The sequence below is a fragment of the Litorimonas cladophorae genome, from assembly GCF_014652455.1.
In the GTDB taxonomy this organism is placed as follows: Bacteria; Pseudomonadota; Alphaproteobacteria; order Caulobacterales; family Maricaulaceae; genus Litorimonas; species Litorimonas cladophorae.
The window spans coordinates 835,793-861,085 of sequence record NZ_BMYV01000002.1 but is presented as its reverse complement, the minus strand read 5'-3'; the positions used below and the strand labels follow the sequence as shown (position 1 = coordinate 861,085).

The window sequence follows — 25,293 nt, the reverse complement described above, 5'->3', positions numbered from 1 at the left end:
TAGCCATGCGACATGCCCCGAAACCAGATGTAAAACAAGATGAGGCCCTCACCGTTTTGGGGCTTGAGTCGTCTTGTGATGAAACGGCCGCCAGTGTGTTGCGCCGCTACGCCGATGGCCGCGTCGAAATTCTATCCAATATCGTGGCCAGCCAAGACGAAGAACACCGTCCATTTGGCGGCGTTGTGCCAGAAATTGCGGCGCGAGCGCATATGCGTAAAATTGAACCTATCCTCGCGAAAGCCGTAAAATCATCAGGTGTATCTTGGGACGATTTAGATGGGATCGCCGCAACAGCCGGACCTGGCTTGATCGGCGGCGTGATCACGGGGTTGATGAGCGCCAAAGGGCTCGCCATGGCCTTGAACAAACCGCTGATTGCCGTCAACCATTTGGAAGGCCACGCCCTGTCGCCTCGCCTCACAGAAGACTGTGCGTTTCCTTATCTGCTCTTGCTCGTCTCCGGGGGGCATTCACAGCTTTTGTCTGTTACGGGTTTGGGTGAGTATGAACGTTTGGGCAGTACAGTCGATGACGCGGCGGGCGAAGCCTTTGACAAAACCGCCAAGGTCATGGGTCTTGGGTTCCCGGGCGGCCCAAAAGTGCAAAGCTGGGCTGAGCGCGGCAATCCCAAAGCCATTAAATTCCCACGTCCGATGAAAGGCCGCGACCACGCGGACTTTTCCTTTGCGGGGCTTAAAACTGCGGTTGCCCGCGCCTGGGACGCGTCTGATAAAACTGACACCGCGAAAGCCGATATCGCCGCCAGTTTCCAACGCGCGATGACGGATACGATGCTCGACCGCGTCGGTCGCGCCATAACGCTATATCGCAACGCTACGGGCGACACTGGCCGAGCGCGCCTCGTGGTCGCTGGCGGCGTGGCGGCGAATACGGAACTCCGCGCGGGTCTGAAAACTATGGCTGCAACGCGCAATTTTGATTTTATCGCGCCACCCCTCAAATTCTGCGGCGATAATGCCGCGATGATCGCGCTGGCGGGGGCCGAACGCCTCGCGGCGGGGATCACAGACGGTTATGACGCCCCTGCGCGTCCGCGCTGGCCGCTCGATAAAGACGCTGCCGCGAACGCACCCAAATCTGGACATGGCAAGAAAGGCCCTAAATCATGACGCACTTCCTGATCTATACCGAAGACAAAGCCGACAGCCTTCACGTCCGGATGGAAGCGCGCGAAGCGCATTTGGAATGGGCGCTCAACCATCCGACTGTGAAACTTATTTCTGCGGGACCGTGGCTTGATGAGGCAGGCGACATGCGCGGCAGCCTTCTTATCGTCGAAGGCTCTGATCTCAAAGCCGTCGAAGCGTGGTTGGAAGACGACCCCTATAACAAAGCGGGCCTGACGGCCTTCAGACGTGTGCGCGAATTTAATTGGTTATTGGGCGCGCCAGCGTAAAGCCGTCAGTCTTTGCAATCGCAACATCTATAGCAAGTTTTCCCTCTAAGAGGACGCTTGCTCAGTGTCTTACTTTGGGCGATTTTAAGCCACACAGTCGGATGACGCCAAAAGTGACACATAATTTAAGGTTTTCTAGTAACTAGAAAACCATGCAGCCGCTAGAACAACTATATAACGAAATCGACGAAAGGAAGACAGTCAGAGTTCATTCCTATGAGGTAAGTTATCGGGAGTTAGTCCAAAGGGCGGTTTCAGGTGAGAGTGTGGCGCTGCGAGCAGTTGCTCATTGCCTTTATTGGGGAAACGGGGGGCTTCGTAACAGGGAACTTGCTAAATCTATCCTTCGGAAACTTCTCATAGAAAAGTCGGATATTTACGCAGAGTACTTATTGGCGCACTATTCCATTTTGCACGACGATCGCAATACAGGATTGAAAGTATTGCGAAAATTAGCCGCTGAGAATTTCTTACCTGCGGTGAGTTTAAATGCGCATCTTATTCTTAAGGACAATCCGGACGAAGAAACATTTGCATTGACGAAAAACAAGCTGATTGAAAGTGCAGAGAGTGGACATCTTAAATCTTGGATTTTGTTAGTCGAGGCCTCACCGAGAAAATCTTTCCCAACAAGATTGTTTAGAGGGATATATTATACCATTAAACTTTTTAAAAGCGGGGTGTTCAAAAAAAGGGACCTGAGCGCTGCTGAGAGAGCTTTTATTTTCGATTGAGTCTAATCGAGTAGTTTTCTAGAATCAAACTCATTTACAAACATGACCAGCGGCCTTCTTTCGGGGCTCTAAGCCGCTGATCTAATGTCCGTCGAAATCATGGTCCGGCGCGAAAGATAAATATGCGCATCCGATTTAATTGACGCGCAAGATCATTCAATTTTCGAAACACGAAAGAACCGAAGCACCGGCCAATCATATCCCGCGCCCCCGCATGCAGAAATGCGCTTTGACAGAGCCCTCAATTTCCGCATGACTACGGCCTATGACCCTAGAACTCGTATCCAAAACTTACACGCCTGATGCTGGCGAGGGGCCGCCGCCTGTCGCGCCGATCTATGATTTCAAACCGCCGCTTGATCTCAGCAAATCTGGAAACTTCACGTCTGGTCAGCCGTTTGACGCGTTTAAAACTATGCGGGAAACAGCGCCTATTGCTTGGCATTCAATGAAGGGCAGCGCTGGATATTGGGCGCTGACCTCCTATGATTTGGTGCGTCAGGCCAACTTGGACACAAAAACCTATTCCTCGCAAAAGGGTGGCATTCTAGCGGCCTATATGGACGAAGCGCGTCGTCACCCGCTGCTGCATCGCGCAGCCCTCGACACGATGATCTGCCTCGACGCGCCGCATCACATGCAGTTGCGCCGCGAGCATATGGCCTATTTCACGCCGGGTTATGTCAAACGTCTGCGCGAAAAGGTTGAGGCCTATGTCACGACACTGATGGATGATTTGGCCGCAGCAGGTCCGGTCTGTGATCTCGTCTCCACGGTCAGCGAGAAGCTGCCGCTCTTCACGCTCTGCGAAATTCTCGGCATTCCGGCAGAAGATCGCCCAAAAATCGCGGCGTGGATGCAAATGCTGGAGCTGGCGCAATATACGTTAGAGCAGCAAGAGCTTGGTGACGTTGACCCCGCGATGATCATGCACTTCCTTTCCGAAGTGCAGGCGCTGTTTGATTATGGTCAAGCCATTTTGCAGGACCGCCGCGCCAATCCGCGCGAGGACTTGCTCTCGGCGATTGCCAATGTCGAGATTGATGGCGCGAAATTACCTGACGAATATCTGGACGGGTCTTGGTTACTGATCGTCTTTGCAGGCAATGATACGACGCGAAATTCAATCTCCGGCACGATGCGTTTGCTGACAGAATTTCCAGAGGCGAAAGCCGAATTGATCGCAGACCCAGACTTAATTCCAAATATGACCCATGAAGCGATCCGCATGGTCAGCCCCGTTATCTATATGCGCCGCACCGCGACGACGAACGCGGAACTGGGCGGGCAGACAATTACAGAAGGTGACAAAGTCATCATGTATTACGGTGCGGCCAATCGCGATCCGCGTGTTTTCGAAAATCCAAATCTGTTCGATATCCATCGCAAAAATGCGAAGGACCACCTCGCCTTTGGCATTGGCCCACATGTCTGTTTGGGGCAGCGCGTGGCCAATATGCAACTGGATGTCGTGTATCGCCAAATCTTGGCGCGTTTCCCAAATATATCGTGGACGGGCGAACAAGACATCCTACCCAATGGCTTCACGCATTCCGTTGGGAGGTTGATGGTAAATTTAGGCTAGCCCGCACTCACCTGCGCGACGCACGCCGCCACCAGCTCTTGCAAAACCTGCTGCAACGCCGCGCCATCATCGGCGCGGATTTCTTTTAACGTCATCGCCCCAACGGGTGTGTCTGGCGCGCGCATGCGGCATTTGTTTGTGCGACCAGCTTGGGTCACATCGGCGTCCAGCTTGACCTGATAGCGTGTCCAATCTGCGCCAAAATAAGAGACGCCCCAGCGTTTCACCTTCACCTCAGCCGATGGCAAGGCGCTTTGCAGCGCAGCCGCAGGATGAACAACGACGCTCGCTTTCGTCAGTGACTCCGCCGCCTTGGCGCGCGCCGACGCGCCCTGCCACCCCTGCTCTCCCCGAACCGAAGTTTCATAAACAAAACCATCAGGGACAGAGGTGGATGCGCAGGCAGTGAGCATAATGCCTAGACCCATAACCACATATTTCATTCAATTTTCTCCCGCGACGCTCTTGCTTTCAATCTAGCGTGAAAATTGTAGATAGGTCGACCACAAGAAAAGATTTTTCGAGCCAATAAGCGAGCATTAGATTGTGAACATCTAGGCCTAGCGAGACGCATTCTCTGCTACTCACTCTCGGACGCTTGAGAATACATCCAAAGATACTTCGTTTTTTTTCAGGATTGACGGAAGGCCCGCTTTTCAAATTTTGGAGCACCTAGCAACCATCTGCGTGTGCCGTGCGTAGATATTGCATGACCAATCCAACTTCCCTTCTCTCTGTGCCCTTTTCCACCTTGGCGATTTGCTATGGTTTGACGGTTATTGCGTTTTTCGTGATTGACCTGATCTGGTTGGGGGTGGTGGCGAAATCCTTTTATAGTTCGCAACTGGGCGAGTTAATGGCCGACAGCCCAAAATGGGGCGTCGCGATTGGGTTTTACCTGCTTTACGTGGTCGGCATCGTCATTTTCGCGGCGCGGCCCGCCCTGATGTCCGATGCGGGATTGGGCGGATCGATCCTGACCGCCGCGATTTATGGCGGGCTGTTTGGCTTCTTCTGCTACGCGACCTATGATCTGACGAACCTCGCGACGCTAAAGGGATGGCCTGTTAAGATGGTTGCGATCGACATTGTCTGGGGCACGGTCCTGACCGGATCCTGCGCCGCCATTGGTGTGGCGTTGACGCAGATGATCGTCGCGAAATAGGCCGATTAGAAGCCGCCCAAACCTTATCCTCCCGGACAAAGTGTAGAATACCGAAACACGGCGTGATTTGCGATCTCATTGCAGTCTGCGAGGTGTAAAGCCCCGACATCTACAGAAAGTTTTATGCTTATGTTTCGCCACACGTTTCTGAATAAGGCTTTGATCACAGGCATTTTGGTGTCTGTCCCCGGCTTAGCCTTCGCCCAAACGACTGACACGTCAAAGGACCGCGGCGCGGACAAAACTGGCGCTTATGTCAGCCTTGCCATCGAAGCGATCGAGCTCAACAGTTTCGCGGGCGACTCATTCAGTCTCTTCGGAGAGGCCACAACTGCGGCGGCTATCCGCGGCGGCGTTGTGGTCCATCGTTATTTCGCGGTTGAAGGCGAAGCGGCCATTGGCGTCGACAATGCGAGCGATGATGGAATCGCCGATTACGAAAGCCGCTTTGCTGGCTATGGCCGCGCGCGCTTGCCCTTTGGCGATACGGGTTTCGAAATTTTCGCCCGCGCAGGATATGCGGTCACCAATATCGACAGCCGCAACGTCATTGGTGGCGACGGCGACGGGTTGAACGGCATCTCATATGGCGGCGGTTTGGCCTTTAACTTTGGCAATGCGGACCAGTTTCAACTGCGCATGGATTATACCGAATACAACTTTGGCAATGACCAAGACGCGGACGCTTTAGCCTTTAGCGTCGGATATAATTTTTAGCCGCCGTTGGGGCGTTCAAAAAATTTACAGTTTCCTCTAAAAATCTTCGGTTGACGGGTTGAAGAGTCCTTCGGGCTCGCCCACATGACGCCCACTGGCACTCTGCCTATGCGAGTGCCAAGCCTATATTTGAACCCTAGAGAAGAGAGAAGACGCATGAAATTTCGTCCCCTCCACGACCGCGTTGTTGTAGAACGCGTCAAAGAAGACACTAAGACGGCTGGCGGGATCATCATCCCGGATACAGCCACTGAAAAACCCTCCGAAGGCAAAGTCATCGCAGTCGGCCCAGGCATCCGCAATGACGACGGCGAATATGCAGAACTCGACGTTCGCAAAGGCGACCGCGTTTTGTTCGGCAAATGGGGCGGAACCGAAGTCAAGATCGACGGCAAAGACCTGCTGATCATGAAAGAGTCGGATATCATGGGTATCATCGGGTAAATTCTGCGAAGCAGATTTACACGAAACCCGCGGGGAGCAATTGCGAAGCAAATGCGGCGCGGGAACCTGGCATCAAACTACACACCAAACACTCTCTAAGGAGATATCATCATGGCGGCTAAAGACGTCAAATTCGGCAGCGAAGCGCGTGCCAAAATGCTCGAAGGCGTAGACATTCTCGCCAACGCAGTAAAAGTTACACTCGGCCCAAAAGGTCGTAACGTTGTTATCGAAAAATCTTTCGGCGCACCGCGCACAACAAAAGACGGCGTGTCCGTTGCGAAAGAAATCGAACTTGAAGATAAGTTCCAAAACCTCGGCGCTATGATGCTCCGCGAAGTGTCTTCCAAGACAAATGACAAAGCTGGCGACGGTACAACAACCGCAACAGTTTTGGCACAAGCCATCGTGCGTGAAGGCCTAAAGCGCGTGGCCGCTGGCATGAACCCAATGGATTTGAAGCGCGGTATCGACAAAGCGTCATCCGAAATTGCTGGTGATCTTCTCAAAAAAGCGAAGAAAATCTCCAAGTCATCCGAAATTGCACAGGTCGGTACGATCTCCGCAAACGGCGAAGCGTCCATCGGCGAGATGATTGCAGAAGCTATGGGCAAAGTCGGCAATGAAGGCGTCATCACAGTTGAAGAAGGCAAAACTGCCGACACTGAACTTGAAGTCGTTGAAGGCATGCAGTTCGACCGCGGTTACCTGTCCCCTTACTTCATCACAGATGCAGAAAAAATGCGCGTCGAGATGGATGACCCATACATCCTGCTCAACGAAGGCAAGCTGACATCGCTACAAGCTATGTTGCCAATCCTCGAAGCTGTTGTTCAAACGGGCAAGCCCCTTTTGATCATCGCAGAAGACATCGAAGGCGAAGCGCTTGCGACACTCGTGGTCAACAAACTGCGCGGCGGATTGAAAATCGCGGCTGTGAAAGCCCCTGGTTTCGGTGATCGTCGTAAAGCGATGTTGCAAGACCTTGCGATCCTCACAGGCGGTACAGTCATTTCAGAAGACCTCGGCATCAAGCTCGAAAACGTCTCCCTGAAAGACCTCGGTACAGCCAAGCACGTCCACATCACAAAAGACGACACCGTCGTTGTTGATGGTGCAGGCAAGAAGAAAGACATCAAAGCCCGCGTCGAGCAAATCCGCGCACAGGCTGAGTCCACATCTTCTGATTATGACCGTGAAAAACTGCAAGAGCGTTTGGCGAAACTCGCCGGCGGTGTTGCCGTAATCAAGGTCGGCGGATCAACTGAGATCGAAGTTAAAGAGCGTAAAGACCGCGTTGATGATGCGTTGAACGCAACACGCGCAGCCGTCGAAGAAGGCATCGTCCCAGGCGGCGGTACAGCGCTTCTACGTGCGTCCCGCTTCATCGACGTCAAAGGTCTGAACGATGATGAGCAAGCTGGTATCGAAATCGTCATCGCGGCGCTTCAGTATCCAGTACGTCAAATCGCAGACAATGCAGGCGTCGAAGGCGCCGTCGTTGTTGGCAACATCTTGGCCGAAAACAAAGCCAATTACGGCTATGACGCTCAGAAGAACGTCTATGTCGATATGGTCAAAGAAGGCATCATCGACCCTGTGAAAGTCGTTCGTACGGCCCTCATGGACGCCGCTTCCGTTGCAGGTTTGATCCTGACAACAGAGTGCGCGATCGTCGAAGCGCCAAAGAAAGACTCAGGCGGCGGCATGCCGGACATGGGCGGAATGGGCGGCATGGGAGGTATGATGTAGCTTCGGCTCATCCTACCTGACCTAACGTCAGAAAAAAATAAGAAGGCCGCTCCATTGGGGCGGCCTTTTTTTTGCGTAGATTTAATCCGTGAATTTAGACGACGCGTCTTACTTGATCTGTTTCACGCGGAAGGACGGACGCTTGCCGTTGACGAGACCGAGGACGCCGCCCATGCGGCCCTTTTTGATCACCAACATATCGGGCTCGGCCTTGCCCAAACGCACCCGCGCGGCTTCGGCCTGCTGCCAGACTTCGCCATTTTCTAGGGTGAACCGGACATAGCCATTTGCGCCCACGGTGGTGGTACTGCGGATCGCCAGAGATCGGCTCTTGGGCGTTTTGGTTTTTTCCGCGAAATCGCGTTTGAACTGTTCGACGTTTTCTTTCTCAACAGCGACCAACTCACCCGCCGTTTCCGCTGTGCGTAATTTCGCGGTTTCCTTGAGAAAACAGTCAAGTTGATCCGCCTTATCCGCAACCCCCTCGCAGGCATAAAGATCGGTAAGCGGCGCGGAAGCTTGCGCCACAGCAATCTGCGGCACAGCCAGCAGCAGCAGCGTGGCGGCGAGACTGGCGCGTGGCATCGTCAAAAACTTTGTCATATGCATCCCTCGATTTTGGACGCAGAGAACACGATGCGGGCCGTGGGTGTCAATTGGTTTGTTGAGGGACGTCAAGCGGGGGAGAAAATAGCACTATTCTCGTTAGAAAAATATCAAATGTAACCTCTATAACTTGCTTCTTCCTGAAAATTATATCGCCAGAAAATATGCACAGTGGCATATGTTCAGATGCCTTGATTTTGATAACTAAGCCGCAACAAGATCCCTAGCCTGTTTAGTGACTATACCGGCCAATAGTTTCGAGAATCGGACGTCCATAGAGTCGGCGACATTCTCGATAGCCTCAAGCCTGTGCTCCGAAAGTCTCACACTTACGCTAACTAGGCTAGACACCGTCGAAGATGCTTTCAATTTATTCGCAACATCCATCGACTCTGAAAATTTCTCACGCCAGACGACCATTTCTGTCTCATCTGAAGTGTAGGGCATTGCCTGGTCAATGAGTTCAATAATAAGGTCAGACATGGAAGTCCTGTTGTCTTCTGCATTCTGTCTTAACTTACTTTTTAGATCACTTGGTAATCTAATTTGAATTTCGCGACGAGCTTCGATCCCTCTTGGTCCATCCATAATAAGCTGCATGGAGCGAGAAAGTTCCTCAACTGACAAGCGACCTAAAATTTCTCTTAGATTTGAGTCGTAATTTTCGTAGGCTTCATCGGCAAATCCGCCGAAGCCTTTGACACCAAGCGACCCAATGTGCGGCTGGTAATAGATATGTGTTCTACTGCTAGTGTGGTAAAATTTCTCTACGTTTCTGAGAGCTAGCTTGTAGACAGAAGCATTAAGTGTTTTGTCCATGACCATTTCGAGCCTTTAAGAATTAGCTGACCAAGCAAAAAAACTTTTTCGCCCCGCCGTTTATGTTTAGTTCGGGTTGCAATCAAGATAATTTCGCACAGGTGCGAGAAAAATTGGTAACTACATATGGTTATCAACAGCTTAATCCACAGACACTTCCCCAAAAATTCCACATGCTGTAGTTGTTCTAACGCTTTCATACTACCGAGGCCAATAAAGACGAATCACGCGCAGGATTTTATGAAAGTCGAAGTCACACATACTATTGGGCAACCTGTCGCGCAGGTGACATTTGAGACCCCCTTACCTCTTCCGGAAACGTTCACTAGTCCACAAGGCCTTCAGCTCAATCGTCCTTCACTTATCCAAGCGGCCAAACGAATTAGAGACACAGTTCAAGGCTTTTCTGACGCTCAGTATTTAATGGACCTTTTGACAAAAGACTCGTTAAGCGCCCTTCATATTCAAAACGTCTTCACAAAAGATCACAATTTAATTTGCCCACAATCCATGGTTGATAAAAACGAAGGGGCAGGATGGCACCAGGTTTCATCTTTGGTCGCATATCTAATTGAAGCGTTTGATCTGTTCAATATTAGCTACGGATGCGAAAATGATGGGGAACTCTTCATACACTTGTTTCCTAAGGAGGGGGGCGACGATGATGCAAAAAAGTCGAGAAAAAACCTCAGAGGACACACTGACGGCTCGGTTCTGCCGCTTACAGGCCAAGAGAATTTAGAGGACCTTCCTCCTGGGCCCGATCTCATCATCCTGATAGGTATGCAAAATGAGAAAAGTGTTCCGACGAGAGTGCACCCTCTTTCTAGAATAATCAGAGCTCTAAAACCCGACTCTATAAGAATGCTCCAAGAAAACGATTTTGTTTTTGAACCCCAATCAACCTTCAATTTACCTAATCTGGTGGTTATGGGACAACCTGTAATCACGGAGTCGGACGACGGTTTTCTCATCCGTTACAGTCATTCAAAAGTGACATATAAAGGGAACCAACCTGCGACTAAGGACGCTCTGATAGATTTGCAAGAGTGCATACGGACCACCGCTCATGACGTAGTTTTGAAACCGGGCGACATTCTATTTATCAACAACAGGACCTCCATTCACGGGCGGGCTCAAGTGTCTGAAGAGGATGCTTCGGCCGTTAGGTGGCTGATGCGGACGTATTGTCAAAGGGATGACGCGAAGCGTTATAAGACTAATTTGAAAAGGCCATACGCACTCGACGCACGCCATTAAAGGCGGTTATCATGAACCTTCTCTTCATCTGCTCTCGCAATCAATGGCGGTCGCCTACGGGTGAGGCGCTGTATTGGAAAACGTCTGGGGTGTCTGTGCGCTCTGCGGGGACGAGCCCGAATGCGCGGCGGACGGTGAGTGCAAAAGACGTCACGTGGGCCGACTTGATTTTTGTGATGGAGGACAAGCATAAGAACCGTCTGCGGGGGATGTTCCCTGCCCCGACGAAATTTGCCGAAATCCACGTCCTAGATATTCCCGACGAATACCAGAAAAACGACCCCGAACTCATCGAACTCCTTCGCAGTGGCACAGCAGGCATTATTGAACGCGCGCAAGGTCGGGCGCAAAAATAATAAAAACCCTCATCGCGTGACGGTCGTCACGTCGGGCAGATTGCCGCCCGCCTATACGGAAGTCACCCGAAGCGGGGCGCTTCGGGGCGTCGCTGACAGAAACGGCAAAGTACGGAATCCCCACGCTTTGACCTGTCTCTGCAGAGGATCGGAGGATTAACCCACGTCGGCCCTGGGGCGCAGCGCCGACATCGCCGTCCATTGACGGAACCAACGCTCTTTCCCGAAAGGTCTTTGCCGGCCTTTTTGAGCGTTGGTTCATCAATGGGGGTGGCAGGTTAGGCCACTTAACAGAATGTTCCGCGTTTATAATCCCCGCTGGCGTCGCCCATTTCCAATAAAGCCGCACCCAGAACGAGGTATTAGAAAAAAATCCAGAGATGCGTCCCCGCTTTCAAAACCTATGATAGGGTGTTTAGGTTCTTTCGGACAGGGGACAGGGTAGCGCTCTCTATCTCGTTCGGAGGACGGTGGGTCTGAGCGTTTTGGTGTGAGAGCCAGAGAGGTGCCGGGACTTTAGGAGTGAGAGCCGACCCGTCAGTCCAAGTGTCTGAACTCGGGGGTTTATGACTGGCCGCTTCTTCAAAAACCGCTGCCGCGTGTTCGTGAATTGGATTTACAACCCAGTTCCCGATATTTGCGTAAAACAACATTTCACTTCTGGTATTCCATCGCGAATATCGGCCACGCGGACAGTCCCTTTTTCACAAGGGCTTCGCCCTTGATTTGCGGGTTGCCGCCCCTGCAGAAATTGATCGTGGATCAATTTCGCTAGACCCAACCCGCGCGTTGAGTTGACATCGGTTAGTTGCCACTAGATGGGCCGTGAGCGACGACGCTTGCCTCAATATTTCCCAAATAAAAACCCCGCTCGGAAGAGCAGGGCTCGGTCATTTCAAATGCGTGCGCGCGGCCTATAGGTCGAGGTTCTTCACGCTGAAATTCTCCCACGGATTATCGGCGGGTGCGGGGGCCGATTTGGGTAATGACGTCGCCTTTTGTGGCGATTGGGGCGTGATGATTGCGGTGTTTGCGACGTCTTGCGCCTCTTGGGCGTGCAGCGCGGGGGTCAGCTCTGCGGCTTCACCAACAAGCGGTTCGTCACGCAGCCATTTTTTTGCGGCTGTCGCTTCTTCTGGCTCAAATGCCATCAGCTCTAGGCCTGGAATGACAGCGCCTTCAATTTTGGCGGAGTTTCGGATCCAATTGCTATCGGTGATCAGGGCGCAACGATCAATGTCATGGGCGCGACGCAGAACTTCGCCCACACGGCGGAACTGCTGGCTGGCCTCTGCCAGATCGGTGAAATTCTCAGATTGCATCTCCACGCAGAGTTGGAGGTTGTCATTCGCACCTACCGCTTCGGCCTGCGCGGTTTCGATCCACTCGAATGTGGACTGGACGGTCTCGTTGGTCATGGGACCATTCACGGACATTTGGACGATTTCATCGTCAAGGGTAAGCTCAAGGTTCTGCGTCTTGAGGGGATTCATATAGGCTCCTGTAAGTTTCTGATACTACAGCAGCGTCTGAAACACCGAATGGTTCCAAAAAACATCAAGCCGCTTGGGACGTCGCCGCGTTTTACCCCCGCGACGTCCGAGTGTCAGGCGCTTGGATTAATTGATTTCGGGCATTTCCATTTCGTCCTCATCAGGGTCCAAGTCTTCAGATGTCATGTCCTCAGATGTCATGTCATCCGAATGCATGTCATCAGAGCGCGTATCGTGATGAGCGCCCTTCTGTCCCAATTCTTCGGCCGATAGGGTGCCCGACGCATCCGTATCATGGGCTGTGAATTTGGCTTTATATTCGCCCGATACGACAAGATCGCGAAAATCCTGATCGCCCGCTTCGGCTTGCATCACCGCAAAGGTCACAAACTCATCGGCATTCAAAGCCCCGTCCTGATCCAGATCGGATGAGGCGAAATGCGCCGCGGCAGCATCAGGCGCGGTCTCAATCATCTGGACCTGCTCTGCGTCTTGATTTTCAGCGTCTTGTGCAAATGCCGGCGCAGCAAATAGAGCGGCAATGGTAAGCGTCGTCATCATTTTAAAATTGGACATGGTTCTCTCCGTTTCCAACAGGCTCCCCAGCGCTGCCACGTTTTGGTCGTGTTCGAACCTACGCTCAAGTGAACGGGATTTAAGAAAGCGGTTAGGAAAAAAGCGCCTTAATTCGGCCCTTTTGCAGGAAAAACGTCGGCATTAACGTATAGAAATGTGAACACATTTTCACCACAGCGACGTAACAATACGGTAAGGCAACATTACAAAGTAAGCCAGCGCTTGTGCCAAGGCGCCATTCACCCCCCCGAAATCGGGAAAAGGAGACACGTCCATGAAACGATTCTTAGCCAGTACAGCCATTGTGACTATGGCGCTGATGACGGCCAGCTTTGTTGCGACGCCTGTCGCCCAAGCGGCCGAAAATGTCGTGATCACATCCAAAGCGGCACCGCTCACCCAATTTACGCCGCAGCCGTCGAAAAACACGCAAATTGGTTATCGCGCGTGGAGTGATTTATTGGGTGACATCATCTTGTTCATGGGACCCAGCACCCGCCAAAACTGGAAGGCACCAGAACGCGAGTTGGGATCAAGAATTTCTCGCACGCATAATTCCCCCTACCGTATGGAAGGCAATAAAGTGCTTTATCCCTACATGCGTGGGAATATAAAAACGGCGATCGAAGAATATGTCGTCGAACTAGAAGGGATCGGGAACCGCATCGACATTCCCGCCATGCCGCGAAATGAACAGCTGGCCTATTGGATCAACCTTCATAATGCGCTGGTGATCAATATTGTCGCAGAAAATTATCCGGGGCCACAGCGCAAACCTGAAAATATCAAGCCCGTCGAAGGCTCCGATCTGACGTTACATGATGCCAAAGTTATCACCATCGACGGTGTGCCATTGTCCTTACGCGATATCCGCGAGCGGATCGTATATCCGAATTGGTCAAGCCCAGACGTACCCATGGCGTTCTACCTTGGCGATGCTAGCAGCCCGTCCCTGTCAAATGTCGCCTATCTTCCATCAGAACTTGGCACGCAATTGAAAGCCAATGCTGAGGAATATGTGAATTCCTTACGCGGTATTGACGATGGTAAGGTCAGCCGTGTCTTTCACGATGTTGCGCCTTGGTATTTCCCAGACTTGAACGCCGACTTAGACGCCTATTTTCAGCGCCGCATGCGCGAAGAGGTCTTCCGCGAGTATTCGAACAAAGGTTACAGAGGGGTCAATCGGTACGACAATACTGTAAATGATATAACAGCAGGCTGGGGTGAACGCGGGCGCCAACGCTTATCTGTCTCCTCTGATATTGACGGTTTCGCTTTCGGCAAAGAAGTCCAACAATTCTTCGTCGACCGCGCTGAGAAAATTGAACGACTGCGGAAAGAGCCTTGGTTCAAACGCGGAACAGTGACGATCATCGACATCGAAACTGAAGATACGGGTGAAGTAAAATAAAGGGTGAGCCGATGATGCCGCGCAAGATTCCAAATTCGTTCATTGGCCTCTTATATGGAACTGCGTTGACAATTGGCGTCGGGGTTCACGCCGTCGCCCAAACCCAGACGTCGGCCGAAATTTCCCGACAGGATCGGGCGCTTGCCGCGGGCTATAAAGCGATGTTTACCTGCTCCGCCGTTTTCAATGCAGGTAAGTCAGTAGAGCAAATCAAGTCAGATGAGCTTTCTAATATTTATCCTGATTTCGCGGCGGGTATGGGCGCAACAGGGCAGGCCCAAATTGATGTCGCCTCAAAAACCGTTAGCGTCAGTTTCGCGGACGATATGCCGCCGCGCATTTCGGCTTGGCGAGAACATTTGGGATGCACCGCCCTACCCCAAGGTGCGGATATGTCTGCGATCAAATATTTACCCCGGGTGAAACTTAAATCCGCTGAACGGAACATGTCGGACGTGGCTTGGCCAATGGGCGACAGCTTGCCCAATACACCCCTGCCAGACGAAATTGATCAACCCGCCTTGAACGCTGTTATGAAGAGAGCTTTTGATGGCGGTTTTGGAGGAGAGACAACATCTATCCTTATCTTGCAAAACACACGCCTCGTAGGGGAAGCCTATCGAGACGGGTGGACCAAAGACACTTCACAACGAACATGGTCTGTTGCAAAGTCGATCGGGGCTAGCCTGATCGGTGCAGCAGTTGAGAAAGACTATATTGACGTTTCGGCCCCTGCTGGGCTGAAGGCTTGGTCAGGCCGCGGCGATCCACGTCGTGCGATCACAATTGAAAACTTGCTTCATATGGCCAGTGGTTTGCATAGCGATCCAGAAGCTGGAAAAGCGGGAAACCGGACAGATCAAGTCTATTTCGGCGGCGGATTAATGGCGCAACAGGCCACCCGAAATGCACTGGAGGCCCCGGCGGGCGCCCGCTGGAAATACGCAAACAACGATACAATGCTAGTCATGCGAGCCCTGCGCGAGGCCATGGATAATGACCGACGCTATCACGCGTTCCCGTTTAAGTCGCTGCTCCACCCGATTGGCATGTATAACACTGTACCAGAAATGGATTGGGGTGGGGATTTCATTCTATCCAGCCAAGTCTGGACAACCGCTCGCGACTTGGGCCGTTTAGGGCAGCTTTATTTGGATGACGGTGTCTGGGCTTATGACGGCAAACCAAAACGTATTCTCCCTAAGGGCTGGGCGAGTTACGTCGCCACGCCAGCGCCTGCTCAGCCGCCGAATAGGCTGGGTGATGCAGCGTCAGAAGCTGGACGCGGATATGGTGCACAATTTTGGCGTTATGAAAATTATCCTGGCGTGCCAAATGACACTTACGCTGCGTTGGGCAATCGTGGTCAGTTCCTGATTATCATACCCTCCCGCAAGGCGGTCATAGTGAGGCGTGGCTACGATTGGCAAGAAAACTACTTCGACGGACCACGATTTGTCGCTGAGGTCCTGCAGACATTGGAGTGAAGTGCTATCTCGTGATTAAATAATCCATGAGAGCCAATGCTTCTTTGCTGTCCCACTCGGCTTCGCCTTCTAATATCGCGATCTCACGGCCATCCCTGTTATAAATAACTGTTGTGGGATAGCCCCGTAGTTGTAGGTTCCCCGGGATGCCAAAAGACCCGTCATGATAGGGCACAAGGTTTTGAATATCATTATCTGCAAAGAACTTAGCTGGTTCATATTTCGTGCGGTCGATTGATATTGTGATGACTTCGAAATCATCGCCACCGCGCATATCTTGCAAGCGGTCCAAAGATGGCATTTCTTTGATACAAGGCGGGCACCAAGTCGCCCACACATTCAGAACGACTGTCTTTCCGCGATAATCCGCTAGGGTCATTTTTCGACCATCTGCAGTCTCAAAGGTGGACGTCGGTAGAACAGGCGGCGCTTCACGGGCTGTCAATTTCTTTAGGCTACCAACCGCATAACGGTCTAATCCACTTGCGGGTTGTTGACAGGACTGGACAACGACAAATAGCACGCCGAAAAGCCCCACGAGAAAAAATGTGCGGATCGCATTGCCAAGAGAAAAGAATGAGGATGTCATGAGCGAACAGATAGAGCCCAAGACGGAAAAAGGTAAGGGGCAAAAGATGTGGGGCGGACGCTTCGCCGCAGGCCCTGGCGCGCTGATGCAAGCCATCAATGTGTCCATCGGATTTGACCAACGTCTGGCTGATCAAGACATCGCTGGATCGAAAGCCCATTCTGACATGCTGGCAAAACAAGGCATTATCACACCTGCCGACCGCGACGCCATTCACGGCGGTTTGGATGACATTAAGGCCGAGATTGATGCGGGCACCTTCCCCTTCTCTAACGATCTAGAAGATATTCATCTGAATATTGAAGCCCGGTTGAAGGATAAAATCGGTGATGCGGGGGGACGCCTCCATACGGGTCGGTCGCGCAATGATCAGGTCGCGACAGATTTTCGTCTCTGGACCCGCGATCATCTGGACTTATTTGGAATACAACTCACGGCGCTTATTGAAGCCCTAGTCACGCAAGCCGAAGCCCATGCTGACACGATAATGCCGGGGTTCACCCATCTGCAAAGCGCGCAACCTGTTACATTTGGCCATCATATGTTGGCCTATGCCGAAATGTTTGCGCGGGATCGGTCCCGTTTCGCAGATGCGCGGAAGCGCATGAATGAAAGCCCGCTGGGCGCAGCAGCGCTTGCCGGCACCCCTTACAATATCGATCGTGATATGACGGCCAAGGCATTAGGTTTCGACCGCCCGATGGCAAACTCATTGGACGCTGTATCTGCACGTGACTTTGCGTTGGAAGCGCTCGCAGCGGCGACGATTTGCGCAACGCATCTCTCACGACTGTCAGAAGAAATCGTCATTTGGACGAGTGCTCAATTCCGTTTCATCTCTCTATCGGACGCGTTCACCACCGGCAGTTCGATTATGCCGCAAAAGCGAAACCCTGATGCGGCGGAACTCGTCCGCGCGAAAGTTGGACGTATCTTGGGTGCGCTGACATCCCTCGCGGTCGTGATGAAGGGCCTACCGCTGGCTTATTCCAAGGATATGCAAGAAGATAAAGAACCTGTGTTCGATGCTTTCGACGCATTGGAGCTCGGCCTAGCCGCAATGGCGGGCATGGTTGCGGATATGACTCCCAACAAAGATCGACTAGCCGATGCTGCGGGTGCCGCTTTCTCAACGGCCACAGACCTTGCCGATTGGCTTGTCATGAATTTGAATATGCCATTCCGTGACGCTCACCATGTCACAGGTACAATTGTCGCCTTAGCTGAAGCCCAAGGCAAAACCCTCGACGCGCTGTCCCTTAAGGACATGCAATCTGTCGAAGCGCGAATTACGAATGACATTTATTCCGTCCTCACACCCTTGGCTTCTGCTACAAGCCGCACAAGCTATGGCGGGACCGCACCCAATAATGTGCGCCATCAAGTTGCGCGTTGGAAAGCCGAATTAGATTAGGCCCTAAGCGCCACAGGATTTAGGAGCGCGGGCCAGAATTTCTGTCATTGGCCCTTCTGCCCAATTGTCGGGATAAGGTTTATTTACCGAACTTGGACGCCATCCGAGGGTCCAATTGTCCGCGTCTTGATCATATTCGACATTTAAACCTAATGTTTGTTCTGGGCTGACCACGACAACGCGGATGAGACGATCCGCATTTGAACCGACGGCATTTGCTGACTCATGGGCAGCATTGTCAGCGGATAAATAAACAGGGATGTCTCCGTTCCCAAAATCATGAGACATCTCGCAAACACGATCTTGTGCGCCGCGTAAATTTGCAAGGCGGAATCCACGATCTTTGACGCCAGCGGGCGGTTTTTCTGGCATGCTATTCAGATATTCGAAGCTCTCATCCGCAATTTTGTCAAACCGTCGTTGGTTTCGCACCGGCACTTCAAGTCGGTTCATCATGGCGGATGCGCTCGCTTTGACTGAGCTTGTCGCGTCACTGACGACCCGGGCTGGAGCCGTCGCCACCTGCCAAATTTTAAAAACGCCGAACGCCGCGATTAGCGTTATCAATAAAATGATCGTCCATTTTAGAGCCTTCCACATCTCCGTGCGGTCTGGTTTCGGCGTAGGATCAGTCATTTAATTCCCCTTCTCGGTGCCGGAGTCCGCTTCAGCAAAAGCCTTCATACGTTTGCTGGCCTCATTATTTGCGAGGGCACGCTGAGCGTCGCTATAGCGTGTCCATTGCGCAATATCACCCCTCGTGCGCCCGCACGCCGTGCAGACTCCTAACAAAATATCAAGTGTGCAGATAAGCTTGCATGGGCTTTCGGTGTTTAAGTGAGACGTCATGACACCCACCTAGCTGGCAATATGTGACGTGCAAAGTCTCAGTTTTCGCTCTCTGTAACTTTGGCCAGACGCGCAGCCTCTTCTTTCGCCATGTCATCCGGGTCAAATTTGAAAGTTGCGACCATTTTGTAATCACCTTCGATCTGTAATGTGTCGGCTTTCGCGGCGCGAATGTCCTTTAATCTCAAAAATTGCGCGGTTCCACTTTTAGAGATTGGTATGGAAACAGCTTTACCCTTTCGAGAAAAATTAACACTGGGCAAGTCCGTTTTCCCTTCGGCGGGGGTCACTACAATGGCTTTCAACCCAGGGACAGCAAAGCCTAATCCACTGGGGGCTAAACCGTTTAAAACTTTGGAGCCATCTTTGGCCCCTTCAAGGATTTCATCAATCGTGAAGTTGCCGTCTCTGCGCTTGTACGAAAAGGTGAATACTAAATTTGCGGCCGTCGTGTCCCCATCTACATCTGGAGCCATTTCTCCCGCAATCAATCGACACATCTCAGAGTCTTTCGAGAATTTCGCCACCTCTTCTATTCCGACCAAAGTCCCGTCGACAATGGCAAATCGGCGCTCCGTCCCTTCGTGGCGAAAGAGTATGTGTGAGGGCACGGGATGTCCATTTATACCACGAAAAACCATACTCAACTCTGGTGTGATAATATTCGTTAGTTCGGGCGACGGACCATAAAAACCCTGCGCCAGTCTAACAAAATCTTTGGCCGATCGGCAGGGTTCACCGGCAAACGCAGGCGAGCTCACCCCGGCAATAATACCGGCAAGTATGACCTTATTTTTCATCTGTGGCGTCTCCCCAGCCGAATCTAACGAGGTTTTTAGGTGACGGAACGGGCTGTAAATTATAAGCCCCACCGCGAACGATTAGCTTTGAGGCTTGAAGCGCTTGGATATCGTCCAAACTTACGATCCACATGTCTTTAACGACTTTGATGTCCAGCGCCATCTCTCCCTGCCCGGTCAACGCGAAAGCCATCGGCTTTAAATTTGGGTCCAGCATGCGAATGGCAAAGTAGTCCGCATCTGGCATTAATAGCGCCGCCCAACTAGGCAACATCGTCTTATAGAATTTCTTTCCATCTTTCGCCCCCTTCTCCAGCTCCGCTAAACTATGAGCGCCCGTTGACGTTTTGAAAAAAGGAGAAAGACCCATCTCGAAGTAAAGCCCCTCATCGTCACGCGGCCGATCTGCGCGGGTCGGGTCGTCTATGCAAATATCGCTCTCTGGACGCGCTGATGTGGCATCTAAGAATGTTGGAACCGCGCCTGTCTCTTGAGAAAATGGAAGCGGGGTGACCTCGACCCCATTTTCCGCCAGATAGAACCGTTCGGGCCAAACGCCTTCGTCTTTGATAATAAACCGCGGTGCGAGCTGAACGTCTACAATATCTCGACGATCTGCTTTCACTTCTGATAGCTTACGCACCAATTTGGGAACGTCTTTGGCGGGAAAGCAAAACGTCTCGCCACGCAACTCCACGTCATTTGCCAAACTCGTCTGCCCAAAAAGAAACGAGACTGTGACAATCGATGATACAATTGCGTATTTCATCCGAACCCATTTCCTTATATGCGTGCAATCCTGACAGTGAGGACGACCATGCAGAACACTAGCCCTAGCAAGCTGAACTTCAGCTTAAAAATGACGATTCTTTCACTCTTGGCGTCCAGCCTTCTGGCGGGATGCGGGATTCGGGGGGATTTAAAAACCCCGCCGCCGATTTTTGGGGGTGACTCAGTCACTGATAGTGATCGCGTCCCGACAGAAGATCTTGATAAAGATGATGATGACGACAACTTTGACCCTCTCGCTGACCCCGAAGTCGACGAATAAACATGCGTCATTTCGATTATCGTGACGGCAACATGTTTGCCGAAGATGTGCCTCTATCAAAGATTGCGGCAGAGGTCGGGACTCCTGTTTATGTCTATTCGACAGCGACTTTCACTCGGCATTACCGCGTCTTCGCAGACAGCTTTGCCGATACACGCGCGCTGATCGCCTATTCAGTCAAGGCCAATTCTAATATCGCAGTCTTGGCGACCCTCGCCCAGCAAGGTGCGGGCGCAGATGTCGTTTCAGGCGGAGAGCTTAAACGCGCCCTCATGGCGGGCATCCCTGCTGATAAAATTGTATTCTCGGGCGTCGGAAAGACCCGCATTGAGATGCGCGAAGCCCTGACTGCGGGCATTCGCGTCTTCAACGTGGAAAGCCTCGCCGAGCTTCGCGTACTCAACGCCGTAGCTGTTGAAATGGGAAAAGTGGCTCCTGTTGCCTTCCGAGTTAACCCAGATGTTACGGCGGGTGGACACGCAAAAATTTCAACAGGTAAAAAAGAGAACAAATTCGGAATTGCTTGGTCGCAGGCTGAAAGCACCTATGCCGAGGCCGCAGACTTGCCTGGCATTCAGATCGTCGGCGTCGATGTACATATCGGCAGTCAAATCTCTGATTTGGCTCCCTTCGAAGCCGCGATTCTCAAGGTCAACGGCTTGATCGCGCGTCTGCGAAAAGCAGGGCACACGATCTCCAGCTTCGACATTGGTGGTGGTCTGGGCATTCCTTACGGGAATAATGCAACCGTTCCGCCGCCCCCTTCAGAATATGCGGAGCTCGTCAAACGTCTGACCGCTGATTTAGATGTTGAGATGATCTTTGAGCCTGGCCGCATGATCGCGGGTAACTCCGGCGTGCTTCTCTCTGAGGTGCTCTATGTGAAACGCGGCGAAGACCGAGATTTCCTGATCATAGATGCCGCCATGAATGACCTGCTGCGACCCGCTCTTTATGATGCCTATCACGACATCGAACCTGTGAAGCAGGGTAATTTGGATCAACTCGAAACCTACGATGTGGTCGGCCCTATTTGTGAGAGTGGTGACACATTCACAAAAGGTCGAGAAATGGCGGCCTTGGAAAGCGGTGATTTAATCGCACTTCATTCGGCTGGGGCCTATGGCGCCGCACAAGCTAGCCAATATAACACCCGTCCATTAGTGCCTGAAGTTTTGGTCAATGGCGCTGATTATGCCGTCATTCGCGCACGCCCGACGGTGGAAGACATTTTGAAAACCGAGTCCATGCCGGAATGGTTGAAGACACCACTGACAAAAGACGAAAATGTCACGGAAGTTTAAGGCGACAGCTGTCTTCCTCTCGGTATAGTCAAATCAATGTCTGACTCGCTCGACACTGTTATCCAAACGACCCGCCGCCTTGTAGCGCGCGCGCGCCTGCGGTTGTTCTGGGAAACCTACGCCCCGACCCTCGCACCTGCAGCGAGCGCGATTGGCCTATTCGTACTCGGGGCGTGGCTCGGCGTCTGGCAATGGTTTGGCGACCCAGTCCGATTAATTGCGCTCGCCGCAACCTTGTTTTTCGTTGTACGGAGCATTCTCCGCGCGCTCAAACTTCGCACACCAACCCGATCAGATGCACGCCGCCGTGTGGAAGCAGACTCAGGGCAAGCCCATCGTCCGCTGGACGTCCTTGACGACCGTCCTGCCCTGTCAGCGGAAGCTTGGCCAGCTCATCAAAAGGCCGCGCTCGCGCAGGCAACAGCCTTACGGTCAGCAAAACCGCGTCCGGCGCTTTCAACAGTTGACCCTTACTTCGTTCGAATTTTTCTGCCTGTCGCCCTCGGTCTAGCGGCAATCTACATGGCTGGGTTTTCATTTGAGCGGTTGCGCTCGGCCGCAGCACCCAGTTGGCAGTCCGACATTCGGTCCAGCGACATCAGCTATGAAGCTTGGATTGATCCGCCCGCTTATACGGGACGCCCGCCAATCTATTTCAAAGATGGCGCGGATATTGCGGTACCGGCAGGCAGTGAATTTGTTGCGCGCCTCTCTGGCGTGAAAGACGCACCCCGCCCGCGCCTGACGCAAGGCTGGCGCTCTAAATTTTTAACGCCTCAACGGCTTGGGGCAAAAAGTTTTGAAATCCGCCAAGTCATCGAGGAAAGCGCTAACATAGAATTTAGGGTCGGGTTGTCGCGTCGTATATTTGCTTTGAATGTTACGGAGGATACCCCACCCAGCGTTGACATTATTGACCCGCCGGAAGTCGATAAACGCGACCGGCTTGTTCTGGCTTATGGACTGATTGACGATTTCGGGGTCGAAAATTTAGAGCTAGAAATGGCGCTACTCAGCGATGACACTGAAATTGCATCTGCTTTTGATAACGTGACAATCCGCGCAGATATTCCTCTATCAGGGTCAAGCTTGACGAATGTAGAGCGGGCGAAAGCCGCGCTAGATCTATCAAAAACTCGCTATGCGGGTCGTAAGGTTATCGGCCGTTTGGTTGCCAAAGATGGTGCAGGGCAAACTGGCGTGTCCGAGCCCGTTTGGTTCACTGTCCCGGACAAAATATTTGTCGAACCCTTAGCAAAAGCCATTGCTGAGCAACGCACGCTCGTGATGGCGGGCCTTGACGAAACATACGCGCCGCGCCCTAGGCCAGAGTGGGTGCCCAGTGATGGCTATTCAAATGAATATCAGCCACGGTTACACTGGGACCGAGCGCCCGCGCCGATCCAGCGCGCAACGTTACTGATAGAAGCGATCACCGAAGAGCCTGCTGGCTTTTACAAAGACCCGGCAATCTTTATGGGGCTCCGCCATATTCGGTCCCAAATGCGCCATGCGGAGAGCATAGTAGAGCTTCAAAGCCTACCCGAAAATCTATGGAAGATCGCTCTGCGTGCTGAATTTGGAACATTGGGCAGCGCTTTGGAAGAAATGCGTGAAGCCGAATCCGCGCTCCGCGAGGGAATTGCCCGACGCGCATCAAAGCGTGAGATTGATACACTTTTCGAACGTTATAATTTGGCGGTCGACGCATATACCGAAGAACTTCGCCGCAAAGCGCAAGAAGAAGGCAGCAGCGCAGCAAATGGCGGCGGAGGAGGAAGCTCCCCGATGGGAAGCCTCGATGAAATTCAGGAGCTTATGAAAGCCATTGAGGAAGCGAACGCCGCTGGGGATACCGAAGGAGCCCGATTAGCTCTCGCGCGACTGGCTGAACTTCTCGAAAACATGCAAATCCAAATGTCGCAGGGCGGTGGAGGCGGCGAAGGCGGAGAACCGTCTAGCGGCGACATGTCTGAGGAAGAGAAGAAACAGCTCGAAGACCTCGCGGATTTGACAGGCAAGCAGCGCGATTTGCAGGATGAGACTGATCGCGCCGACCGGAATGATCAATCCGAAGAGTCGCTAGACCCTCAAGAGTTGGCAAAACGACAAGCTGAGTTACGCGATCTGTTGGATGATTTAGGCGACGCCTTACCCACAGACGGTCAAGGTGATCCAGGCGCTCAAGGTGAGGACGGCAAAACGGGTCAAGGTCAAGGACAAGGCGAAGGCCAAACCGAAGGCAACGCTGGACAGACACCTGGCGGCAGTGAAACCGCACCCGGGGCTGGGACCGAGTCGGGTCCGCAACAGGGCGAAACCGGCGGTGCAGGCGGGTCAGGGGACCTCCAAAATCAACTCGCAGAGGGTTTGGGCGCAGCTAGAGAAGCTATGCGCCGCAGTGAAGATGCCCTTTCCAACGGCGACCTTGCCATCGCGGGAGAGGCCCAAGCTGAGGCTGTGCAGGCCCTGCGCAACGCAGGAGAAGCTTTAGCCGCGGCAGTGTCGCAGAACGGCGACAGCGAAAGTGGCGAAGGACAGGATCCCTTGGGTCGGAGTGACGACGGCTTTAATGGTGGCAATGAAACGGCGGACATTGATCAACGCGATAATGCCACGCGCTCGCGCGAATTGCTTGAAGAGCTCCGACGCCGCGCGGCGGAACAACAACGCGACGAAGAAGAGCGTCAATATTTGGAAAGATTACTAAAGCGGTTCTAGTCTTCGACAAAACGATATCGGAGCTCTACGCCATCAATTGGTGGGTTTGGGTAGTCGGTTTCAATCTGTTTTACACCCTTCGCTTCGATTTGCCCGACATCGACAAACCAATCGGCAAGCGGTTCACCAGAACGGTTTTCGAGCCGCATTTGCAGCATGGGTGAGGTTTGCGCCTTGGCGAGTAAATTTCGAACTTGCCCTGTCACCCGCAAAATCGTTTCTCCATCGACGATCAAAGTCTCCGTCGAAAGATCGCCGACATCTAGGCCTCCAGCTTTAACGTTAAAGCCAAGAGCTTGGTAAATCGTCGCCGTAGCAGGATATTGATCAACAATAGCCTGACGCTTTAGAAGCGAAACTGAAGCTGCAGCCAGCAAACCGATCACAGGAACGGCCCAAATCAAACGAAGAGAACGGCGGCGCTTAGCAATTTTCTCAGCGTCTACCTTATCCCGAAGCCGTGTATGCGCCCCAATCTGGGGGACAGATGGGACCGGAACGAAGGGCAATTCCGGCTGCGGATCGGGCTCCGCCTCGATTAGGACCGTCTGATTGTCCTCCAACGCCAAAGCGTCAGGCAGCGTATCAGGTGCGCTCCCCTCAACAAACCAGACATTTTCGCAGCGGGCGCAGCGAACAGACCGACCATTCATGTCAATCGTACCCGCCTTTGCCATATAACGAGTGGAACATTCTGGGCATGTCAGTATCATAGAGGTTCGAACGTATTGCGAGTC

General features: G+C 52.5%; 27 protein-coding genes. 16 read left to right on the top strand and 11 right to left on the bottom strand.

The window, feature by feature from the left end; translation table 11 throughout:
* Positions 1–5 precede the first annotated feature (5 nt).
* From tsaD to IE073_RS11755, 4 genes are all read left to right on the top strand, one after another.
* Positions 6–1,133: a tRNA (adenosine(37)-N6)-threonylcarbamoyltransferase complex transferase subunit TsaD gene (tsaD, locus tag IE073_RS11770; RefSeq protein ID WP_189586096.1), complete on the top strand. Its 1,128-nt coding sequence runs from the start codon at positions 6–8 to the stop codon at positions 1,131–1,133.
* Positions 1,130–1,420 (top strand): YciI family protein, encoded by a 291-nt coding sequence (locus IE073_RS11765; RefSeq protein ID WP_189586093.1) that lies wholly within the window; start codon positions 1,130–1,132, stop codon positions 1,418–1,420. The genes tsaD and IE073_RS11765 overlap by 4 nt, the downstream gene beginning before the upstream one ends.
* Positions 1,421–1,572: 152 nt before the next feature.
* Complete coding sequence (locus tag IE073_RS11760) at positions 1,573–2,154, top strand: hypothetical protein (RefSeq protein WP_189586090.1); 582 nt, start codon at positions 1,573–1,575, stop codon at positions 2,152–2,154.
* A 265-nt stretch (positions 2,155–2,419) separates the two neighbouring features.
* The gene (locus tag IE073_RS11755; protein ID WP_189586086.1) at positions 2,420–3,739 is read left to right on the top strand and encodes a cytochrome P450; all 1,320 of its coding nucleotides are present in this window, start codon (positions 2,420–2,422) and stop codon (positions 3,737–3,739) included.
* Here IE073_RS11755 and IE073_RS11750 read toward each other — a convergent pair.
* Positions 3,736–4,182, bottom strand: coding sequence for a hypothetical protein (locus tag IE073_RS11750; protein ID WP_189586083.1), 447 nt, complete (start codon positions 4,180–4,182; stop codon positions 3,736–3,738). The two genes, IE073_RS11755 and IE073_RS11750, sit on opposite strands and share 4 nt — an antisense overlap.
* A 266-nt stretch (positions 4,183–4,448) precedes the next feature.
* Here IE073_RS11750 and IE073_RS11745 point away from each other — a divergent pair, with 266 nt between their 5' ends.
* The 4 genes from IE073_RS11745 to groL all read left to right on the top strand — a co-directional run bounded on the left by IE073_RS11745 (position 4,449) and on the right by groL (position 7,817).
* Positions 4,449–4,904 carry a DUF2177 family protein gene (locus IE073_RS11745; protein WP_189586080.1) on the top strand — a complete coding sequence of 152 codons (456 nt, stop codon included), beginning with the start codon at positions 4,449–4,451 and terminating at the stop codon, positions 4,902–4,904.
* A gap of 123 nt (positions 4,905–5,027) precedes the next feature.
* Positions 5,028–5,621: an outer membrane beta-barrel protein gene (locus tag IE073_RS11740; RefSeq protein WP_189586077.1), complete on the top strand. Its 594-nt coding sequence runs from the start codon at positions 5,028–5,030 to the stop codon at positions 5,619–5,621.
* A gap of 156 nt (positions 5,622–5,777) precedes the next feature.
* Positions 5,778–6,065, top strand: a complete 288-nt coding sequence (locus IE073_RS11735; RefSeq protein ID WP_189586074.1) for a co-chaperone GroES — start codon at positions 5,778–5,780, stop codon at positions 6,063–6,065.
* A gap of 111 nt (positions 6,066–6,176) precedes the next feature.
* Positions 6,177–7,817 (top strand): chaperonin GroEL, encoded by a 1,641-nt coding sequence (gene groL, locus IE073_RS11730; RefSeq protein ID WP_189586071.1) that lies wholly within the window; start codon positions 6,177–6,179, stop codon positions 7,815–7,817.
* Between the two features lie 108 nt (positions 7,818–7,925).
* On the opposite strand, the gene IE073_RS11725 is transcribed toward groL, so the two are convergent.
* Positions 7,926–8,420 (bottom strand): hypothetical protein, encoded by a 495-nt coding sequence (locus IE073_RS11725; protein ID WP_189586068.1) that lies wholly within the window; start codon positions 8,418–8,420, stop codon positions 7,926–7,928.
* 207 nt (positions 8,421–8,627) lie between these two features.
* Complete coding sequence (locus IE073_RS11720; RefSeq protein ID WP_189586065.1) at positions 8,628–9,242, bottom strand: hypothetical protein; 615 nt, start codon at positions 9,240–9,242, stop codon at positions 8,628–8,630.
* 240 nt (positions 9,243–9,482) lie between these two features.
* Here IE073_RS11720 and IE073_RS11715 point away from each other — a divergent pair, with 240 nt between their 5' ends.
* Both IE073_RS11715 and IE073_RS11710 read left to right on the top strand, forming a co-directional pair.
* On the top strand, positions 9,483–10,502 hold the full coding sequence (locus IE073_RS11715; RefSeq protein ID WP_189586062.1) for a Fe(II)-2OG oxygenase family protein: 1,020 nt from the start codon (positions 9,483–9,485) through the stop codon (positions 10,500–10,502).
* An 11-nt stretch (positions 10,503–10,513) separates the two neighbouring features.
* Positions 10,514–10,858, top strand: a complete 345-nt coding sequence (locus IE073_RS11710) for a low molecular weight protein tyrosine phosphatase family protein (protein WP_189586059.1) — start codon at positions 10,514–10,516, stop codon at positions 10,856–10,858.
* Positions 10,859–11,772: 914 nt separating this feature from the next.
* On the opposite strand, the gene IE073_RS11705 is transcribed toward IE073_RS11710, so the two are convergent.
* A complete protein-coding gene (locus tag IE073_RS11705) occupies positions 11,773–12,351 on the bottom strand; it encodes a SpoIIAA family protein (RefSeq protein WP_189586056.1) in 579 nt (192 codons plus the stop codon).
* A gap of 126 nt (positions 12,352–12,477) precedes the next feature.
* A complete protein-coding gene (locus tag IE073_RS11700; RefSeq protein ID WP_189586053.1) occupies positions 12,478–12,927 on the bottom strand; it encodes a hypothetical protein in 450 nt (149 codons plus the stop codon).
* A gap of 274 nt (positions 12,928–13,201) precedes the next feature.
* Between IE073_RS11700 and IE073_RS11695 the strand changes: the two genes are divergently transcribed.
* Positions 13,202–14,341 carry a DUF547 domain-containing protein gene (locus tag IE073_RS11695; protein WP_189586050.1) on the top strand — a complete coding sequence of 380 codons (1,140 nt, stop codon included), beginning with the start codon at positions 13,202–13,204 and terminating at the stop codon, positions 14,339–14,341.
* 11 nt (positions 14,342–14,352) lie between these two features.
* On the top strand, positions 14,353–15,828 hold the full coding sequence (locus tag IE073_RS11690; RefSeq protein WP_233350040.1) for a serine hydrolase domain-containing protein: 1,476 nt from the start codon (positions 14,353–14,355) through the stop codon (positions 15,826–15,828).
* Positions 15,829–15,832: 4 nt separating this feature from the next.
* On the opposite strand, the gene IE073_RS11685 is transcribed toward IE073_RS11690, so the two are convergent.
* Positions 15,833–16,417 carry a TlpA family protein disulfide reductase gene (locus tag IE073_RS11685; protein ID WP_189586047.1) on the bottom strand — a complete coding sequence of 195 codons (585 nt, stop codon included), beginning with the start codon at positions 16,415–16,417 and terminating at the stop codon, positions 15,833–15,835.
* Between IE073_RS11685 and argH the strand changes: the two genes are divergently transcribed.
* Positions 16,416–17,831 (top strand): argininosuccinate lyase, encoded by a 1,416-nt coding sequence (argH, locus tag IE073_RS11680; protein ID WP_189586044.1) that lies wholly within the window; start codon positions 16,416–16,418, stop codon positions 17,829–17,831. The two genes, IE073_RS11685 and argH, sit on opposite strands and share 2 nt — an antisense overlap.
* Positions 17,832–17,834: 3 nt before the next feature.
* On the opposite strand, the gene IE073_RS11675 is transcribed toward argH, so the two are convergent.
* The 4 genes from IE073_RS11675 to IE073_RS11660 are packed head-to-tail and all read right to left on the bottom strand — an operon-like array spanning position 17,835 to position 20,249.
* Complete coding sequence (locus IE073_RS11675) at positions 17,835–18,467, bottom strand: hypothetical protein (protein ID WP_189586041.1); 633 nt, start codon at positions 18,465–18,467, stop codon at positions 17,835–17,837.
* Complete coding sequence (locus IE073_RS11670; protein ID WP_189586038.1) at positions 18,468–18,680, bottom strand: DUF1289 domain-containing protein; 213 nt, start codon at positions 18,678–18,680, stop codon at positions 18,468–18,470.
* A 38-nt stretch (positions 18,681–18,718) separates the two neighbouring features.
* Positions 18,719–19,480, bottom strand: a complete 762-nt coding sequence (locus tag IE073_RS11665) for a hypothetical protein (RefSeq protein WP_189586035.1) — start codon at positions 19,478–19,480, stop codon at positions 18,719–18,721.
* Positions 19,470–20,249 carry a hypothetical protein gene (locus IE073_RS11660; protein WP_189586032.1) on the bottom strand — a complete coding sequence of 260 codons (780 nt, stop codon included), beginning with the start codon at positions 20,247–20,249 and terminating at the stop codon, positions 19,470–19,472. The genes IE073_RS11665 and IE073_RS11660 overlap by 11 nt, the downstream gene beginning before the upstream one ends.
* A gap of 90 nt (positions 20,250–20,339) precedes the next feature.
* Between IE073_RS11660 and IE073_RS11655 the strand changes: the two genes are divergently transcribed.
* From IE073_RS11655 to IE073_RS11645, 3 genes are read left to right on the top strand one after another with little or no spacing between them, the layout of a single operon-like run.
* Entirely contained in the window at positions 20,340–20,531 is a 192-nt protein-coding gene (locus IE073_RS11655) for a lipoprotein (protein WP_233350039.1), read from the top strand.
* Positions 20,532–20,533: 2 nt separating this feature from the next.
* Positions 20,534–21,835 carry a diaminopimelate decarboxylase gene (lysA, locus tag IE073_RS11650; RefSeq protein ID WP_189586026.1) on the top strand — a complete coding sequence of 434 codons (1,302 nt, stop codon included), beginning with the start codon at positions 20,534–20,536 and terminating at the stop codon, positions 21,833–21,835.
* Between the two features lie 36 nt (positions 21,836–21,871).
* On the top strand, positions 21,872–24,556 hold the full coding sequence (locus tag IE073_RS11645) for a DUF4175 domain-containing protein (protein WP_189586023.1): 2,685 nt from the start codon (positions 21,872–21,874) through the stop codon (positions 24,554–24,556).
* Here the strand turns inward: IE073_RS11645 and IE073_RS11640 are convergent.
* Entirely contained in the window at positions 24,553–25,269 is a 717-nt protein-coding gene (locus tag IE073_RS11640) for an MJ0042-type zinc finger domain-containing protein (RefSeq protein WP_189586020.1), read from the bottom strand. The genes IE073_RS11645 and IE073_RS11640 overlap by 4 nt on opposite strands.
* Positions 25,270–25,293: the final 24 nt, after the last annotated feature.